Raw genomic sequence first — 16,915 nt, forward strand, 5'->3', positions numbered from 1 at the left:
CGTTTTGTTTGGCATCGCGCCAACGATACGTCAGCGTTTCGCCTTGCACCCCGTGCATACGCGCTCGACCTTGTAACCCTTCGCCTTCAGCTTCTCGACCACGCCATCGTTGCCCAGCAGGTGCAGCGTGCCGACCACCACCAGCGTGCCGCCCTGCCCGGCCTGAAGGTACGGCAGCAGCTTCGGCACCCAGGCGTCATTGCGGCCGGTATTGATGCGCTGATACAGCTGCGGATACTGCTGGCGCATTTCCGCCGCCATCCGGGTCCACAGCACGCGCTCGTCACCGCGACGCCAGGCGTCGTGCAGCTGGCGTGCCTGCTCGTCGGCCTTGCCAGCCTGGTCCAGCGCTTCGGCCAGCATCTGCCGCTGTTCCTGCAGCGTCATTCCGTCGAGCATGCCGATCTGGGTGTCGATGTCTTCCAGTCCCGCGGTCTTGCGCCCGGTCTTCTGCGCACGCTCCATGAAGTGGCGGTCCAGGCCCAGTGCCGGGTCCAGGCCCAGCTTCTGCATCTGCCCGACCGAAATGCTCAGGCCGACAAACCACGGCTTCATGCCCTGCATCTGCGCCAGTGGCAGCTTGTTCTCGGTGGCGAACACCTGCAGCTTCTGCCAGGTCGCAGCATCCAGATCACGCTTGAGCTCGCTGCCATCGGTGCGGACCGCAGCCTGCACCATGCGGCTGGCCAGCTGTGGTGACTGCATGTCTTCCGGCGACAGTTCGAACACGACCCGCTGCGAGGCTTCGAACGCCTGTTCGACATCGGGCGACAACGGGTAGTCCTGCGGCTTCAGCAGGTGGAAGGAACCGAGCAGGTAGAGGCGCGAGTCGCCCGGGCCGGTCACTTTCCACAGCAACGGTACCGGCGGCTTGGCCGCCGCTGCGCCAGCAGCGTCGGCTTGCACGGTACGCGCTGCAACCAGCGGTGCCAGCGCACAGGCCGCCAACAGGGCGGCGGCACGCAACAGGGATCTGATCGGCATCTCAGCCTTCTCCTTCAGGCAGGTGGTAGGCCTTCTCGCCCGCTTCCACGCGCAGGTCCAGCCGGTTTTCCGGCGGCGCCAACGGGCAGGTCGCGTAGGCAGTGAACGCACACGGGGGGTTGTAGGCATGGTTGAAATCGATGCGCACCGTGCCATCGGCTGCCGGCGCATCGGTGTCCAGGTAACGCCCGGCCGGATAGCTGCCGCGGCCACTGGTGCGATCGGCAAAGATCAGGAACAGCGGATGCCCCGGCGCACCGATCGCCTCCAGCCGCCAGCTGCGGCCATCACGTTCGAACTCGACGGCGCCTGCGTTCGGCATCTCGGTGGTCAGGCCAGTGATATCGACGATCGGCAGGGTCTTGCCCGGCGGGTGCGCGATGAAGCGTGCCTGCACCTGCCAGTCAGGACCACCCGGCCAGTACTCCAGCCCACCGAAATCGCGGCGTGCCGGCGCATCGGCATGCTTGACCCGCAGCGCATCGCGCGGGCCGCGGCGGATGATGCTGAGCTGTCCCTTGCCACCATCGAAGGCCAGCAGCGTCGGCTGCGGATCCTTGTCGGTGTCGACACGGATGCGGCCGCGCACCGGCTGCCCGTCCTGGCTGACGTCAACGCCGGCCTCCGGTGTGAACCACCATTGGCTGCCTTCGCGGCGCAGCAGGCCCAGCTTGTCCGGGCCGACCACCAGGCGGATGCCATTGGTCGCGCCGCTGCCGACGAAGTGGGATTTGTTCTGCAGCCAGTGCAGGCCAACCAGCGCCGTCCAACCATCCGGCCGGGTCAGGTCCTGATAGCGTGCCACCCGCCACTGCTGCTGCTCGGCAGCATAGGACGGATCCTCCGCGGCCGAAGCCGGTGCCGGCGGCGTCGCCGGGCTGCAGGCGGCCAACACCAAAGCGGCCAGCAGGCCGCCCATTCCCCGATAACGCATCGATGCTCCCCTCAACGTCCGCGCAGGAACCAGCGGTCGATCTCCGCCAGCGAAAAACGGGCCCAGGTCGGCCGGCCGTGATTGCACTGGCCCGATCGTTCGGTGATTTCCATGTCGCGCAGCAGCGCGTTCATTTCCGGCACGGTCAGCCGTCGGTTGGCACGCACCGCGCCATGGCAGGCCATGGTCGACAGCAGCTCATCGCGCGCACTTGCCACACGCCGGCTCTGGCCGTGTTCGCGCAGGTCGGTCAGCACGTCGCGCAGCAGCCCTTCCGGTTCGGCATGCGCCAGCAGCGCCGGAATGCTGCGCACGTGCAGCGAACCGGGGCCGGCACGGGTCACTTCGAAGCCGAGTGCGGCCAGCGTTTCGGCTTCGCTTTCGGCGGTGTCGGCCTCGCGCTCGCCCACCGCCAGCGTGATCGGCACCAGCAACGGCTGCGACTGCAGGCCGATGCCATCGTGCGCGTTCTTCAGCCGCTCGTAGCCAATGCGCTCATGCGCCGCATGCATGTCGACCACGATCAGGCCTTCGGCGTTCTCGGCCAGGATGTAGATACCATGCAGCTGCGCAATCGCGTAGCCCAGCGGCGGCACGCCGGCATCGGCACTGGTGACCGGCAGTCCGTTCTCGGTCGGCATCGACGGCAACGCAGCACCGCGCTCGGCGCCGGCCGGTGCGGCATACAGCGCGGCATAGGCAGCCGGTGCGTCAGCCACCTGCAGCCCAAGGGGCTGCTGCGGGCGCCAGCCGGAAAAACCACCACCACCGCCGCCTGAGCCGGCACCGGGCGCAGGCCCGCGCACCAGCCCGAAACCCGACGCGCCTGCACTTGATGCCATCGGTGCAGCAGTGGCGTCCGCCGGATGCACCGGGCCAGCACCGATCTCCTGCGCCGACATGCCGGCACGGGTATCGGCCAGGGCATCCTTCAGCGTGCGGTAGACAAAATCATGCACCAGCCGCGAATCACGGAAACGCACCTCGTGCTTGGCCGGGTGCACGTTGACGTCGACGCGGGTCGGGTCAAGCTCAAGGAACAACACATAGGCCGGCTGGCGGCCGTGGTACAGCACGTCGCCGTAAGCCATCTTCACCGCGTGGGCGACGCTGCGGTCGCGCACCGAACGGCCGTTGACGTACAGATACTGCTGGTCGGCGCTCGCACGCGAATAATGCGGCTGCGCGATCCAGCCATGCAGGCGCAGGCCGGCACCACTGTGGTCGACGCGCACGGCCTGGTTGGCGAAATCCTCGCCCAGCGTTTCGGCCAATCGCGCATCGGAATACAGATCGCCCGGCTTGTAGCGGCGCGAGGCCTTGCCGTTGTGCGAGACGCGCAGTTCGACATCCGGCCGCGCCAGCGCCAGCGAGCGCAGCCATTCTTCGATATGGCCCAGCTCGGTGCGCTCGGCGCGCAGGAACTTGCGCCGCGCCGGTACGTTGTAGAACAGCTCACGCACTTCCACCGTGGTGCCCGGCGCATGCGCGCGCGGGGTCACTTCGCCGATCTTGCCGCCTTCGATCTGCAGCGCCGAACCGTGTTCGTCATGTGCGCGACGCGAGGACAGGGTGAAACGGCTGACCGAGGCGATCGACGGCAGCGCTTCGCCACGGAAACCGAGCGTGGCCACCGATTCAAGGTCGTCCAGATCGGCGATCTTGCTGGTGGCGTGGCGTGAAACCGCCAGTGGCAGCTGTTCCGGTGCGATGCCACTGCCATTGTCGCGGATACGGATCAGGCGCACGCCGCCCTCTTCAAGATCGATATCAACGCGGCTGGCACCGGCATCGATCGCGTTCTCGACCAGTTCCTTGACCACCGACGCAGGACGTTCGACCACTTCGCCGGCGGCGATCTGGTTGATGAGGATCTCCGGCAACGGCCGGATCGGGCGCGGACCGGGCGCGCTCATGGGAGAGGATGGGCAGCAGACTTCATGGGTTGATGATAGCGGAGCAGCCCCTTCGCCGGGCATGGCCCTGCGCTACCGTAACCCGCTGCGCGGGTTACTTGCTGCCGCCGGCCATGGTGCCGGCTGCGTCGATCTCGGCCTGGGCGCGGGCGGCATACAACGTGCCCGGTGGCGGCTGGCGGCTGAAGAAGGTGTGCACACCGTCCAGCACCGCACCGGCGATCTTGCGCTGGTAGGCCGGGTCGATCAGGCGGCGCTCTTCATCCGGATTGGAGATGAACGCGGTTTCCACCAGCATCGCCGGCATGTCCGAGGTGCGCAGCACCGCGAAGTTGGCGCGCTCGATGTTCGGCTTGTGGTTGTTGCCGATCCGCTTCAGGCCACCCAGCACGTGGCCGGCCGCGTCCTCGGAGGCCTTCATGTAGCCGCTCTGGGCCAGATCCAGCAGCACGTTGGCGAGTGTGCCTTCGGTCTGCTGCAGGCGCACGCCACCGACCAGATCGGCCGCGTTTTCCTTGTCCGCCAGCCAGCGGGCGCGCTGCGAAGAGGCGCCCTTGGTCGACAGCACGTACACCGACGAGCCGGTGGCCGAACGGTTTTCGGCCGCATCGGCGTGAATCGAAATGAAGATGTCGGCCTTGTTCGCACGCGCCTTCTGCGCACGCATCGGCAGCGGGATGAACACGTCGCTGTCGCGGGTCAGGTAGGCCTTCAGGCCCGGCGTTGCGTTGACCTGGCGGGCCAGCTCACGCGCTACGGCCAGGGTCACATCCTTCTCGCGCTTGCCGGTCGGGCCGATCGCACCGGGGTCCTGGCCGCCGTGGCCCGGATCGATGGCCACCACCAGGTGGCGCATGCCGGCCTGCATGCGGATGCGCGAGGCATCGCTGGGCATGGCCGGACGCGGTGGCACCACCGTGGTCGGAACCGGTGCAGGCGCTGTGGCCGGCGGCGTGGTTACCACGGCGGCGGTACGCTGGCCGGCAAGGATTGCAGCCGGCGATGCGGGCGGCGTGCTGCTGGCAGCCGTACCCGCTGCCGCGACCTGGGCCGGTGCGGTGGACGGGGCCGGGGTCGGTGTGGCCGGTGCGGCAGCGGCGGCGCTGGCCTGCTGTTGCACCTGTGCGGTCAGCAGCGCGGTGGCGCGCGCGGCGTCGTTGCGCGACTGCGCGCTCTCGGCCGGCGTTGGCGTCGGTGCGGGCGTGTTGACCGGTGCCTGCGGCTGCACCGCCGGCGTCGCTGCCGGACGGCTGGCGGCCACGGCCGGGCCATCGCCCGGCCATTCGATCACCAGCTTGGATTCATTGCCCTCGCGCTGCATCTGCGGGCGGAACGGCGCCACCGATTCAGCGAGGTCGAAAACGACACGGAAGGTACCCGGCACCGGCTGTCCGGTACGCACCGCCGTGACCAGGCCCTGCGCGGCCGGCATTTTCAGGTTGCGTATGGCGCTGGAGTCCGGGAAATCGACCACCAGGCGGTTCGGTCCGGCCAGGGACAAGGTCTTGTAACCGCCACTGCCGACCAGCGAGATCTCGGCACGGGTGCCGGTGGCGCCGGTATTCAGCAGGACCTGGCGGACTTCACCGGCCCACGCACTGACGCTCGCCAGACCCAGTCCGACGGCGGCACAGATTGCGATGAGACGGTTCCCCGGGCGCATGGCTCAGGATTCAATCACCGCGCTGAACGGAATGCAACACCTTTTTCCTTAATAATCCGTAACCTGCCGGTCTTTGTTCTCGTCAGCCGACAGAAATGGCCTGCAAGTCGCCCCCTTGGGGAAGCCGTTTCAGCCATTCATGTCCGACGTCGCTGGCCCCAGTGAGACGGACGTGACGCCCCTGCCCCTCGATTTCCAGTGCCACCACCAGATCGGTAGGTGGCAGCGCGCCCGCGCCCCGTTCCGGCCATTCCACCAGCCACAACACCGCGCTGCTCTCGTCCAGGCCCAGGAAATCAAGTTCGCCGGCCTGGCCGATCCGGTACAGGTCCAGATGCCAGGCCTCGCCACCGCTGGCCAGCGGATAGCGCTCGACCAGGGTGTAGGTCGGGCTGCGGATCGCGCCCTGTACGCCCAGCGCGCGCAGCAGTGCGCGTGCGGTGGTGGATTTACCGGCGCCCAGGTCGCCGCGCAGTTCGACCAGCGCCTGCGGCGGCCGGGTGGCCGCCAGCCATTGCCCGAGCAGTTCAGTGGCATCGCTGTCGGCAAGGAAGAAATCGATCATCGAGAGAGTTCCGGGTTGGCCAGTCGCCGCAACGGCGACAGCAGATCAGTAGGAAGCAGGCCGCGCGCGCCGTCGGCGGCAGCGACATCGCCCGCGAGCGCATGCAGCAGCGCACCGGCCGCAGCGGCGTCGAAGGCAGCCAGGCCTTGCGCGCGCAGGCTGGCGATGATGCCGGTGAGCAGGTCACCCATGCCACCCACGGCCATGCCGGGGTTGCCTGCGGCAATCAGCCGTGGCCGTTGCCCGGGCGCTGCGACGATGCTGCCGGCGCCCTTCAGCACCACCACGGCGTGGAAGCGCTCGGCCAGCACCTGCGCGCAGGCGTAGCGGTCAGCCTGGATGTCAGCGGTGCTGCAACCGAGCAGGCGCGCGGCCTCGCCCGGATGCGGCGTAAGGATGGCGTCGGGCAGCGCGCGCGGCTCCTGCGCCAGCAGGTTCAGGGCATCGGCATCGACCACCAGTGGCCTGGCGCAGGCCAGCACCCGCGCAAACAGTGCGTGCGCCCATTCGTCCTGGCCAAGACCGGGGCCGATCGCCACCACCTTGGCCTTGTCCAGCAGCGCTGGCAGCACATCGCCGTCTTCCAGCGCATGGGTCATCGCCTCCGGCAGGCGTGCCAGCAACGGGCCGACATGATCGCGGCGGGTGCCCAGGCTCAGCAATCCGGCGCCCGCACGCAATGCGGCCTCGGCCGCCATGGCGATGGCACCGCCGCTGCCATGGTTGCCGCCAACACACAGCACGTGCCCGGATTCGCCCTTGTGAGTGTTGGCACGGCGCGGCGGCAACAGTGCCGGCAAGCGAGCCTGGGTCCAGTGCTCCGCGGCGGGTGACACGCCCTGCCCTGCGGCTGCGGGCAGCTGCAGGGGGGCCAGCGCCTTCCGCCCGCAATGATCCAGCGCGTCGCCGGTATACAGCCCGCGATGCGGCACGATGAACTGCACGGTCAGCGCCGCCCTCACCGCCTCGCCCGGTACGGCGCCGCGGTCGGCATCCACGCCACTGGGGACGTCCAGCGCCAATACCGGTGCCGCCTGCGCGTTGAGCGCGACAATCAGCGCCTGCGTCACGCCTTCCGGCGCGCGATCGAAGCCCAGACCGAACAGAGCATCAACCCAGATATCGGCCTCGGGCAGCATGCCGTCGAAATCGGTGGTGGTGCCGCCGTCGGACGTGAATTCCGATGCTGCACGCTGTGCCAGCACGGTTGACGGCGACTTCCCCGGCAAGGCGATCACCATCACCTCGCGCCCGGCCTGCAGCGCGTGACGGGCCAGCACATGGCCGTCGCCGCCGTTATTGCCCGCACCAACCACCACGCCGATCCGCTGCGCATGCGGCCAATGCTGCAGCAGGCACTGCCAGGCGGCCTGGCCGGCCTGTGCCATCAGGCCCCAACCGCCCTCGGCGGCCAGCGCCGAGGCCTGCGCATCAAGCGCACGCGCGGCAGCGGAATCGAACAGATCGGCAAGGTTGGCCATGCGGGGATTTTATACTGGTGCACATGTCCCCCGTCCCCGCCCCTGTCGATCCGGCCCAGGCCGTGCAGCGCATCCGCGAACTGGCCCGTGCCCATGGCTTCCAGCGCTGCGGCATTGCCGGCATCGAGCTGGGCGAAGATGAAGCGCACCTGGCCGACTGGCTGGGCCAGGGCCTGTACGGCACGATGGACTGGATGGCGCGCCACGGCACCCTGCGCGCGCGCCCGGCCGAACTGCTGCCCGGCACCGTGCGGGTGATCTCGGTAGGCATGGACTACAGCCACAAGGACGACACCGAAGCCTGGGCAACCCTGGCCGACCCGGGCCGCGCCTACGTGGCCCGTTACGCCTTGGGTCGTGACTACCACAAGCTGATGCGCAACCGCCTGCAGAAGCTGGCCACGCAGATCAACGATGAAGTGGCACCGCTGGGCTACCGCGTATTCGTCGATTCGGCCCCCGTGCTGGAACGCGCACTGGCGCGCAACGCGGGGCTCGGCTGGATCGGCAAGCACACCTGCCTGATCGACCGCCATGGCGGCTCCTGGTTCTTCATTGGCGAGATCTACATCGATATCCCGCTGCCGATCGATGCCCCGGCCACGGCACACTGCGGTACCTGCACGCGCTGCATCGATGTCTGCCCGACCCAGGCCATCACCGGCCCGCAGCGTCTGGATGCACGGCGCTGTATCTCCTACCTGACCATCGAGCACGACGGTGCCATCCCCGAAGAGATGCGCCCGTTGATCGGCAACCGCATCTACGGCTGTGACGACTGCCAACTGGTCTGCCCCTGGAACAAGTTCGCCAAGCGCACCGACGAAGCCGATTTCCGCGCGCGCAACAACCTCGATACCGCGCGCCTGGACCAGCTGTTCGCCTGGGATGGAGCCGAGTTCCTGCGCCGTACCGAAGGCAGCCCGATCCGGCGCAGCGGCCATGAGCGCTGGCTGCGCAACATCGCCGTGGCACTGGGCAATGCGCCGTCCTCGGCCGAAGCGCTGGCCGCGCTGCATACCCGCGTCGATGATCCCTCGCCGCTGGTGCGTGAACACGTGCAGTGGGCGCTGGGCCAGCACACGGTGCGCTGACGTGCGATCCTGAGCCCCCGTTCCGCCTGCAGCACGCCGTTCCCATGCAGCCACGCAACAACGACATCCTCACCCCCAGCCAGCTCAACACCCTGGCCCGCGACCTGCTGGAAGGCAGCTTCCCGGCGATCTGGGTCGAGGCCGAGCTGGGCAGCGTGGCGCGTCCTTCTTCCGGGCACCTGTATTTCACCCTGAAGGACGCTCGTGCGCAGCTGCGCGCGGCGATGTTCCGGATGAAGGCGCAGTACCTGAAGTTCGTGCCGCGCGAAGGCATGCGCGTGCTGGTGCGCGGCAAGGTGACCCTGTACGACGCCCGTGGCGAGTACCAGATGGTGCTGGACCACATGGAGGAGGCCGGCGAAGGCGCACTGCGCCGCGCCTTCGAGGAACTGAAGGCACGCCTGGAGGCCGAGGGCCTGTTCGACCCGGCACGCAAGCGGCCGATGCCGGCGCACGTGCAGCGCCTGGCAGTGATCACCTCGCCCACCGGCGCCGCCGTGCGCGACGTGCTGAGCGTGCTGGCCCGCCGCTTCCCGCTGCTGGAAGTGGACCTGCTGCCGACCCTGGTGCAGGGCAGCAGCGCCGCTGCACAGATCACCCGCCTGCTGCAGGCGGCCGATGCCAGTGGTCGCTACGACGTGATCCTGCTGACCCGCGGCGGCGGTTCGCTGGAAGACCTGTGGTCCTTCAACGATGAAGCACTGGCCCGTGCGATCGCCGCCAGTCACACCCCGGTGGTCTCGGCGGTGGGCCATGAAACCGACTTCAGTCTCAGCGATTTTGCCGCCGACCTGCGTGCACCGACGCCGTCGGTGGCGGCTGAACTGCTGGTACCCGACCAGCGCGAACTGGCCTTGCGCCTGCGCCGCACGGCCGCGCGCATGGTGCAGCTGCAACGGCACACGATGCAGCAGGCCATGCAGCGTGCCGACCGCGCCCTGCTGCGCCTGAACGCACAGAGCCCGCAGGCGCGGCTGGACCTGCTTCGCCGCCGCCAGCTGGATCTGGGCCGGCGCCTGCATGCCGCCTTCAACCAGCAGCAGGAACGCCGTGCCGCGCGCCTGCGCCATGCCGCGGCGATCCTGCGCGGGCACCATCCGCAACGCCAGCTCGATGCGATGCAGCGCCGTCTGGCTGCCCTGCGCGGGCGGCCGCAGGCAGCGATGCAGCGTCTGCTGGAGCGCGATGCGCTGCGCCTGCGCGGGCTGGCGCGTTCGCTGGAAGCGGTCAGCCCGCTGGCGACCGTGGCCCGTGGCTACAGCATCCTGACCCGCAGCGATGACGGTACGCTGGTGCGGAAGATCGATCAGGTACAGCCGGGTGACGCCCTGCAGGCCCGCGTCGGCGACGGCGTGATCGACGTGCAGGTCAAGTAAAGGGGTGTTCGGCAGGGCTGCGCCCTGCACCCACGGTAGTGCCGGCCGCTGGCCGGCAACCTCAACAGCAACAGCAAAAGCGGCTCTGGATTGCTGATGGCTTGGCGGGGCGGTGTGGCTGTGCAGGACACGCCGTAAACCCATCCATGGGGGCTCAATGGCGCCATCCATGGCGCCAACGGTCCTGCCCACCCACACCCCCCCACCCTCGACAGTTTCCCGGTGACGGTCGGTAGATCCACGCCACGCGCGGATGAATCTCCATCGAAATCGAATATTTCGAGTTGAGATCGACAGGCATCCACGCATGGCGTGGATCTACCGTGTCGACCAAGGTCGACACCTACCAACAGCAGCGAGAATCTGTCGAAGGCGGGGTGGGTCCGGTTGCGGGAGTGTCCGCGGCATGGATGCCGCGGCCAAGCCCCCATGGACGGGTTTACGGCGTCTCCCGCAACCGGGCCCACCCCGCCACCCCACGGAATGCACGCTGTTGCTGTTGCTGTTGCTCTGGCTTCGGCGGGCGCAGGGCTGCAAGCCCTGCCGAACACCCCCTACTTTGCCTGCTCGCAGAACTTCTGCCGGTACTCGAGGGCCTTCGGCATCAGCGCCTGCAGGTTCTGGATGCGAGTACCCGGGTTCGGGTGGGTGGAGGCGAACTCCGGCGGCGACTGGCCCCCACTGGCCTGGCCCATGCGCTGCCACAGCGGCACCGCCTCGCGGGGATCGAAGCACGCCGCTGCGGCCAGCATCAATCCCACTTCATCGGCCTGGGTCTCGTGACTGCGCGCATACGGCAACAGGTAACCGTAGCCCATCGCCGACATCATCATCTGTTGCTGCTGCGCGTCCATGCCGCTGGCGGCGCCGGCCATCTGCCCGATCTGGGTGAGCTTCTGCTGGGCCATGCGCTGTGCACCATGGCGCAGCAGTGCATGGGCGATCTCGTGGCCCATCACCACCGCCATCGCGTCGCGGGTACGCGCCACCGGCACCAGCCCGGTGTAGACCGCCATCTTGCCGCCCGGCAGGCAGAACGCATTGGCCTGATCGGACGGGATCACGTTCACCTCCCACTGGAAATCCCGCGCGAAATGCGCCGGCTGCACGCCGTGTTCCTGCGCCAGCGCGGTCTCCACCACATCGACCTTGGCAATCAGCCGCTGGGCGATGTCGCGCACGTCGCGCGCGATCGGTGCGTTCGGATCCATCGGCCGTTCCTGCGACAGTATCTGCTGGTACGCCTGCAGCCCCAAAGCGGTCTCCTGGCGCGCGTCCAGGCTGCTGTCGATCATCACCTTCTCGCCGGTATAGGGGTCCACCGTGCGGTTGGAAAACCAGTAAAACACCGCATAGCCGGCCGCCAGCAACAGCACCCACCAGCGGATGTTGCCGAACAGGCCGCGCCGTTGCGGGCCTTGCGGCGAGCGGGAGAAAGGATCGTTGCGCATCGGGCGGTCTTCCGGCAGGTCCCGCCGGCTGGCGGGCACGGCGCAATCTTAGTGCGCCGATGCCCGCAGCGGGTGAAGCCGGGGCCGCTCAGATGCCGCGCACCAGGCGGAAGCCGATGCGTGCGTTGGTGGTGTCCGAATCCTGCGATTGCCGCCAGGCCGCACGGGTCTGCTCGGGTGCGTTGGCCCAGTTGCCACCCCGGATCACCCGCGAGCGACAGCCCGGGTTGAACCAGGCGGCGCCATCGGAGGGCGCACGCCGGTAACTGGCATGCCAGCAGTCGGCCACCCATTCGCTGAGGTTGCCGCCCATGTCGTGCAGGCCGAAGGTGTTGGCCTGGAAGCTGGCCACCGGCGCCGGCCCCCACCAGCCATCGCCATAGCCGATGAAGGCGTTGTGCCAATGCCGGCCGGAAGGGGAAACATCCTTGCTGCCGGTGAAGTTGCCGCTGCCGGGCGGCGGCGTGCCGGCATCGCCCCAGGGGTAGCGCCCGCTGCTGCCAGCGCGCAGTGCATATTCGAATTCGGCCTCGCTGGGCAGCCGGTAGCTGCGGCCGGTCTGCTCGGACAGCCACGCCGCGTAATTCTCGGCATCACGCACGCTGACATGCATCACCGGCGAGTTGCCCAACGCGCGGCCGCCGTCATAGTCCGAGCGCCAGTCCACCCCACTGCGGCGGATGAAGTTGCCGCTACGCTCGTCATAGACCACCGAATGGCCACGCCGGGTCGCGCGCGGGCGCGCATTGGACGCTTTCACGTAGCGTTCGAAATCGCTGACCGTAACCTCGGTGATCGCCATCGCGAAACCGCGATCGAAACGCACATAGTGCGAAGGACGCTCGGAATCACTGGATCCAGGCTCGGCATCGCCGGCCCCCATCTGGAAACCGCCGTGCGGGACCACCACCATCTGCGGCCCGCGTCCGCCATCGCGCATCGCATCACTGAACACCTGCCCCGGACGGAAGCTGCCGTAATGGGTGGCCAGATCGATACGCTCGCGCAGCTGGGCGACCACCGCGTCACCCGGCAGAGCGATGCGCAGGGCCTCGGCCAACTTCTCGCGGGCTGGCTTCAGGCCCTGCGGCGTGGCCAGGTCACGCAGACCGTCATCGCGCAGCTGCAGCAGCGTGGCGGCACGGATCTGCTCGATGCGCTCGAACGCATCGGCGATGGTCGGCGAGGAATCGCGCATCTTGCTCGCCTCGGCCAACCAGGTGCCGGCACTGGCGAAATCCCGCATGCGTGCAGCGTCCTCGGCACGGCGGATCAGCCCGCTTTCGGCTGCGGCCAGCCCCTGCCGTGCACGGCTGTTGTCTTCATCCAGCGCCAGTGCCTCGCGGAAGTTGCCAATGGCACCGTCACCATCCTCACCGATCCGGTCCGACCGCAGGTCCTCTTCGCCGGCGCGGTTGTAGGCCACCACGCGCTGCGCGGTCTCGACCCGCCCCTGCAGCGCGCGCACCTTCTCGTCCTTCGGCGCGAGCGTCAGCAATACCAGTGCCTGGCGGCTGGCCTCGGCCAGCGCCTCGCGCTGCTTCAGCGGCCGCACCAGCAGCGCATCCGCCTGCTGCTGCAGGCGCTGGCGGGCACGTTGCAGGCCCAGTCGGGCCTGGCGGTCATCCGGTTCCTCTTCCTGCACTGCCAGCCATAACGGAATGGCCGCATCGGCATCCTCGTAAAACCGGCCGGCGGCAGAGGCCTGTTCGGCCGCACGCCGCAACTGGGCGAGGCTGCGGCCCTGCCGGTCCACCCTGGGGGGCGTCCAGCGCTGCACATCCTCGGCGGCATCCTCACCGCCGATGGTCACGCTGCCCTGCCCGGCCTGTGGGCTGGCATCGGCACCGGTTTCGACGTCCTCGGCCTGCCGCGTGTTTCCACTGGCCGCCCGGTCCGCCATCGGGGGCGGCGACGGCGTGCAGCCGGCCAGGGCCATGGCCAGGGCGGTGCACAGCACGGGCGACAACGGAAAACGCAAGCAGAGCCTCCTTCGGCACGGACGCGGATTGACGTTAGGCTATTCTCCCCTGCCTGAGCAAACCCGAGTAGTAGGCCCTGACCTGTGGCAACCTGGATCACCACCCCCGCCGAGCTGGATCCGTACTTCCAGCAGCGTCCGGCCCGCATCGGCCTGGACACCGAATTCATTCGTGAACGCACCTTCTGGCCGCAGTTGGCCCTGGTGCAGATGGCCGTCGGACAGGACATCCTGCTGATCGATCCGCTCATTCCCGGCATGACCGAAGCACTGGCGCCCTGGCTGGCCGATGAATCGATCATCAAGGTGATGCACAGCGCCAGCGAAGACCTGGTCGCCTTCAAGTGGGCCTGCGGCGTGTTGCCGCGACCGCTGTTCGACACCCAGATCGGCGCCTCGCTGGCCGGCATCGGTGGCGGCATGGGTTACCAGAAGCTGGTCGCGGAAATCACCGGCGTGGCGCTGGCCAAGGGCGAAACCCGCTCGGACTGGATGCGCCGTCCGCTCTCGGAGTCGCAGCTGCAGTACGCCGCCGACGACGTCGAGCACCTGTTCGCGCTGCATGACGCCATCGATGCAAAGCTGCAGGCGCTGGGCCGCCAGCAGTGGCTGCAGGACGACGGCGAGCGCCTGCTGGCCAGCGTTGCCAATGACGAAGACCGCTGGCCGCACCTGGCGATGCGCTCGGCACAGTTCCTCGACGCTGACGCGCAGCACCGCCTGCTGCGCCTGCTGCGCTGGCGCGATGTGCAGGCACGCAGCAGCGACCGCCCGCGAAGCTGGATCCTGGACAACGAACTGGCCGCCACGCTGGCACGCACGCCACCGGCCGATGCCGCTGCGCTGGCCAAGCTGTTCGAACAATTCCCGAAGGCACCGCGCAAGCTCGCTGGCGCTGTGTGGCAGGCGCTGGACACACCGCTGGCCGATGAGGCCGAGGCACCGCTGGCGCTGCCGGCCAACGACAGCAACAAGCAGGCACTGAAGAAGCTGCAGGATGCCGTGGCCGAGCGCAGCCGCGAGCTGGGCCTGCCGGATGGCGTGCTGGCCTCGCGCAAGCACCTGGAAAGCTATCTGGAACGTCGCCAGTGGCCCACCGCACTGGCCGGCTGGCGCCAGCAGGAACTGGAATCGCGACTGCAGGCCCTGCTGCCCGCAGCTTGATATCGCCGGGCGCGGGGGCATTGGCTCGGCCCCCGCGGCGTCGGAATGAGCATCTGCCACCCTTGCCGGCGCGCGCGCGGGCCTGTCCAATAGCGGCCCCGCTACTGTTGGATGGCTTCAGATGACAAATGGAATTGCGAAGGACGGCCTCTCCGTCGAGGACCTGGCCTGGCGCACGCAGGCGCGTACCGCGCTGCAGGAACACGACCATGCAGCGCTGGATGCACTGCTGGCCCCTCACGAACACGCCTGGCTGGACGGCGCGCGTGCCCTGCCGGGCATCCGCTGGCGCCTGCGCAACCTGCAGGACAAGGTCCTGACGCTGGATGAGCGCCTGCAGCAGGCACAGCGATGGGTCGCCGCCGCACCACACAGCTACTACGCCTGGCTGCGCCTGGGTGCGTGCTGGCAGGATGCTGCCGGCGAACTGCGCAGCGCCGACGTGGCCGCACTGGTGGAGGACAGCCAGTGGCTGGCCGCGCAGCTGGCCCGCGACCACGCCGTGCACGCCTACCTGCAGGCGATCCCGCTGTCGTCGCGCCCGGCACTGGCGCTGGATGGCATCAAGCGCATCACCAGCTACCTGCGCGAGCCGAACTGGCTGCTCGCGCTGCAGGCCGGGCAGCCGGCGCAGTCTGACGAGGCTGCATTGGCTGAACATTATCCGCAGGCGTGGCCGCAGGCGCTTCAGCTTCTGTCGCGCTTCGGTGCACCGCTGCAGGACCTGCCCGACAGCCTGCCGCCGCTGCTGCACGACCGCAGCCAGGACGACTTCGATGCGCCGCTGGCGTACTGGATGCGCCTGGTGCTGGAACAGCGCCCCGACGACCTGAGCACGCTGGAAGACACCCTGTACTTCCTGTACCCGCGCTGGGGTGGCAGCCACGAGGCAATGGAAGACTTCATCGAGGGCAGCTGGTGCCGCGGCCTCGACCTGGCGCAGAGCAATGCACTGCGCTGGCGCAAGGCGCAGGACTGGCTGGCCGAGTCCCCGCAGCGCGATGACAGCGAAACCGTAGCGGCGCACGAGCGGGCGTACACGCAGATCCTCGACTGGCACCTGGACCGCAACCTGCGCGCGGAGGTACTGACCCAGCGCGCCGGACTGCGCTACCGGCTCGGCCGCCATGAGGATGTCGAGAACGACGTGCAGTGGGACGCCCAGCATATGCAGGCGGTGTTCGAGGACCTGCAGCAGGCCTGGACGCTGGACCGCGACATGGTCCTGCACGAGGGCCTCAGCAATCTCGAAGCCTGCACCTGGTTTGCCCACGTCGACGGTGCCGAGGCACTGTTCGCCCAGGTGGTGGACTACGCCGCGCGCGAAGGTGATTCAGCGATCGGCCTGCTCTGGGCCGCGACGGCCATCGAGCATGGGCTGCTTGGCCAGACCGCCGACCCGGTACGCGCTGCGCCCTTGCTGCAGCGCGCATTGAAACTGGCGCCGCAGGAGAACACCTCGGCTGTCACCTTCGCCGCCAATCTGTTCTGCGATGTCTCACAGACGGCCGGCCTGTCGCTGCTGCAGCGCATGGCCGACGATGGCGACGCCGGCGCCATGTCGGCACTGTGCGACCTGTACAAGGGCCGCCTGGGGGGGCGCGACCAACCGCAGTTCGTCGATGCAGAGAAGGCCGCGTACTGGCAGGAACGCGCCGTGGAAGGCGGCGACCTGATCGCCACCTACAACCTTGGCGTGCGCCTGGTCGCTGCTGGTGGTGCAGACAACGAAGCGCGCGCACGTGAGCTGTACCTGCGCTGCCTGGACGAAGCGGAAACCGGTGAACGCGTCTGGGGCCCGACCTGCCGCAACCTGGCCTGCCTGGCCCTGGACGGCCAGAACGACGCGCACAAGCGCGAAGCGGTCGAGCGTGCGTTGATTCCGCTGTGGTGGCGCGGCGATGACGACGACAAGCTGTGGGCCGCCGGCTATCTGGCCGACATCTACCACTTCGGCAATGGCGTGCCGGCCAATGCGTTCCTGGCGCTGACCTGGCTGCAGCGCGCCAGCGAGATCGATCCGGAGTATGTGGACGTGGTACGCATGACGCCGCTGATCAACGGCGAAGGCCGCTGGTTCGGCGCCAGCCGCGCACGCAAGCAGCAGGAACAGGACCGCCAGCAGGTGGACAGCGCCACCTGGGCCCTGACCTTCGGCCAGCGCAGCCAGGACAGCGACCTCACCGCGGTCTGAAACAATGAAGAGGGCGGCCCGGATCACCGGGCCGCCCTCTTCAATACAGCGGTGGGGGGGGGGGGGGTGCCCCCCACCCCCAACATCAAAAACAAGTACAGTTTAAGGGGGA

The 16,915-nt window shown here is 68.5% G+C and carries 12 protein-coding genes; 4 read left to right on the top strand and 8 right to left on the bottom strand.

Annotated features, from left to right (window positions below):
- Positions 1 to 30 precede the first annotated feature (30 nt).
- From ACJ7C5_RS02470 to ACJ7C5_RS02495, 6 genes are all read right to left on the bottom strand, one after another.
- Positions 31 to 984: a TraB/GumN family protein gene (locus tag ACJ7C5_RS02470; RefSeq protein WP_093999881.1), complete on the bottom strand. Its 954-nt coding sequence runs from the start codon at positions 982 to 984 to the stop codon at positions 31 to 33.
- Position 985: 1 nt separating this feature from the next.
- Entirely contained in the window at positions 986 to 1,918 is a 933-nt protein-coding gene (locus ACJ7C5_RS02475; protein WP_412702962.1) for a DUF1684 domain-containing protein, read from the bottom strand.
- Between the two features lie 11 nt (positions 1,919 to 1,929).
- On the bottom strand, positions 1,930 to 3,834 hold the full coding sequence (gene mutL / locus ACJ7C5_RS02480; protein WP_412702963.1) for a DNA mismatch repair endonuclease MutL: 1,905 nt from the start codon (positions 3,832 to 3,834) through the stop codon (positions 1,930 to 1,932).
- Positions 3,835 to 3,928: 94 nt separating this feature from the next.
- On the bottom strand, positions 3,929 to 5,497 hold the full coding sequence (locus tag ACJ7C5_RS02485; RefSeq protein ID WP_412702964.1) for an N-acetylmuramoyl-L-alanine amidase: 1,569 nt from the start codon (positions 5,495 to 5,497) through the stop codon (positions 3,929 to 3,931).
- Positions 5,498 to 5,579: 82 nt separating this feature from the next.
- Positions 5,580 to 6,062, bottom strand: coding sequence for a tRNA (adenosine(37)-N6)-threonylcarbamoyltransferase complex ATPase subunit type 1 TsaE (tsaE, locus tag ACJ7C5_RS02490; protein WP_412702965.1), 483 nt, complete (start codon positions 6,060 to 6,062; stop codon positions 5,580 to 5,582).
- On the bottom strand, positions 6,059 to 7,543 hold the full coding sequence (locus tag ACJ7C5_RS02495; RefSeq protein ID WP_412702966.1) for an NAD(P)H-hydrate dehydratase: 1,485 nt from the start codon (positions 7,541 to 7,543) through the stop codon (positions 6,059 to 6,061). Before ACJ7C5_RS02495 ends, tsaE begins: the two co-directional genes overlap by 4 nt.
- Before the next feature lie 23 nt (positions 7,544 to 7,566).
- On the opposite strand from ACJ7C5_RS02495, the gene queG reads away from it, so the two are divergent.
- Complete coding sequence (gene queG / locus ACJ7C5_RS02500; protein WP_097048996.1) at positions 7,567 to 8,637, top strand: tRNA epoxyqueuosine(34) reductase QueG; 1,071 nt, start codon at positions 7,567 to 7,569, stop codon at positions 8,635 to 8,637.
- A gap of 44 nt (positions 8,638 to 8,681) precedes the next feature.
- Positions 8,682 to 10,013: an exodeoxyribonuclease VII large subunit gene (gene xseA, locus ACJ7C5_RS02505; RefSeq protein ID WP_412702967.1), complete on the top strand. Its 1,332-nt coding sequence runs from the start codon at positions 8,682 to 8,684 to the stop codon at positions 10,011 to 10,013.
- A 554-nt stretch (positions 10,014 to 10,567) separates the two neighbouring features.
- On the opposite strand, the gene ACJ7C5_RS02510 is transcribed toward xseA, so the two are convergent.
- On the bottom strand, positions 10,568 to 11,464 hold the full coding sequence (locus ACJ7C5_RS02510; protein ID WP_412702968.1) for a M48 family metallopeptidase: 897 nt from the start codon (positions 11,462 to 11,464) through the stop codon (positions 10,568 to 10,570).
- Positions 11,465 to 11,552: 88 nt separating this feature from the next.
- On the bottom strand, positions 11,553 to 13,445 hold the full coding sequence (locus ACJ7C5_RS02515; protein WP_412702969.1) for a formylglycine-generating enzyme family protein: 1,893 nt from the start codon (positions 13,443 to 13,445) through the stop codon (positions 11,553 to 11,555).
- 84 nt (positions 13,446 to 13,529) lie between these two features.
- On the opposite strand from ACJ7C5_RS02515, the gene rnd reads away from it, so the two are divergent.
- Together rnd and ACJ7C5_RS02525 are read left to right on the top strand one after the other, a co-directional pair.
- Positions 13,530 to 14,609: a ribonuclease D gene (gene rnd / locus ACJ7C5_RS02520; RefSeq protein WP_093999872.1), complete on the top strand. Its 1,080-nt coding sequence runs from the start codon at positions 13,530 to 13,532 to the stop codon at positions 14,607 to 14,609.
- A 121-nt stretch (positions 14,610 to 14,730) separates the two neighbouring features.
- The gene (locus ACJ7C5_RS02525) at positions 14,731 to 16,803 is read left to right on the top strand and encodes a DUF4034 domain-containing protein (protein WP_412702970.1); all 2,073 of its coding nucleotides are present in this window, start codon (positions 14,731 to 14,733) and stop codon (positions 16,801 to 16,803) included.
- Positions 16,804 to 16,915 lie beyond the last annotated feature (112 nt).

The sequence above is a fragment of the Nocardiopsis yanglingensis genome (assembly GCF_045809185.1).
GTDB classification, from domain to species: domain Bacteria; phylum Pseudomonadota; class Gammaproteobacteria; order Xanthomonadales; family Xanthomonadaceae; genus Stenotrophomonas; species Stenotrophomonas yanglingensis.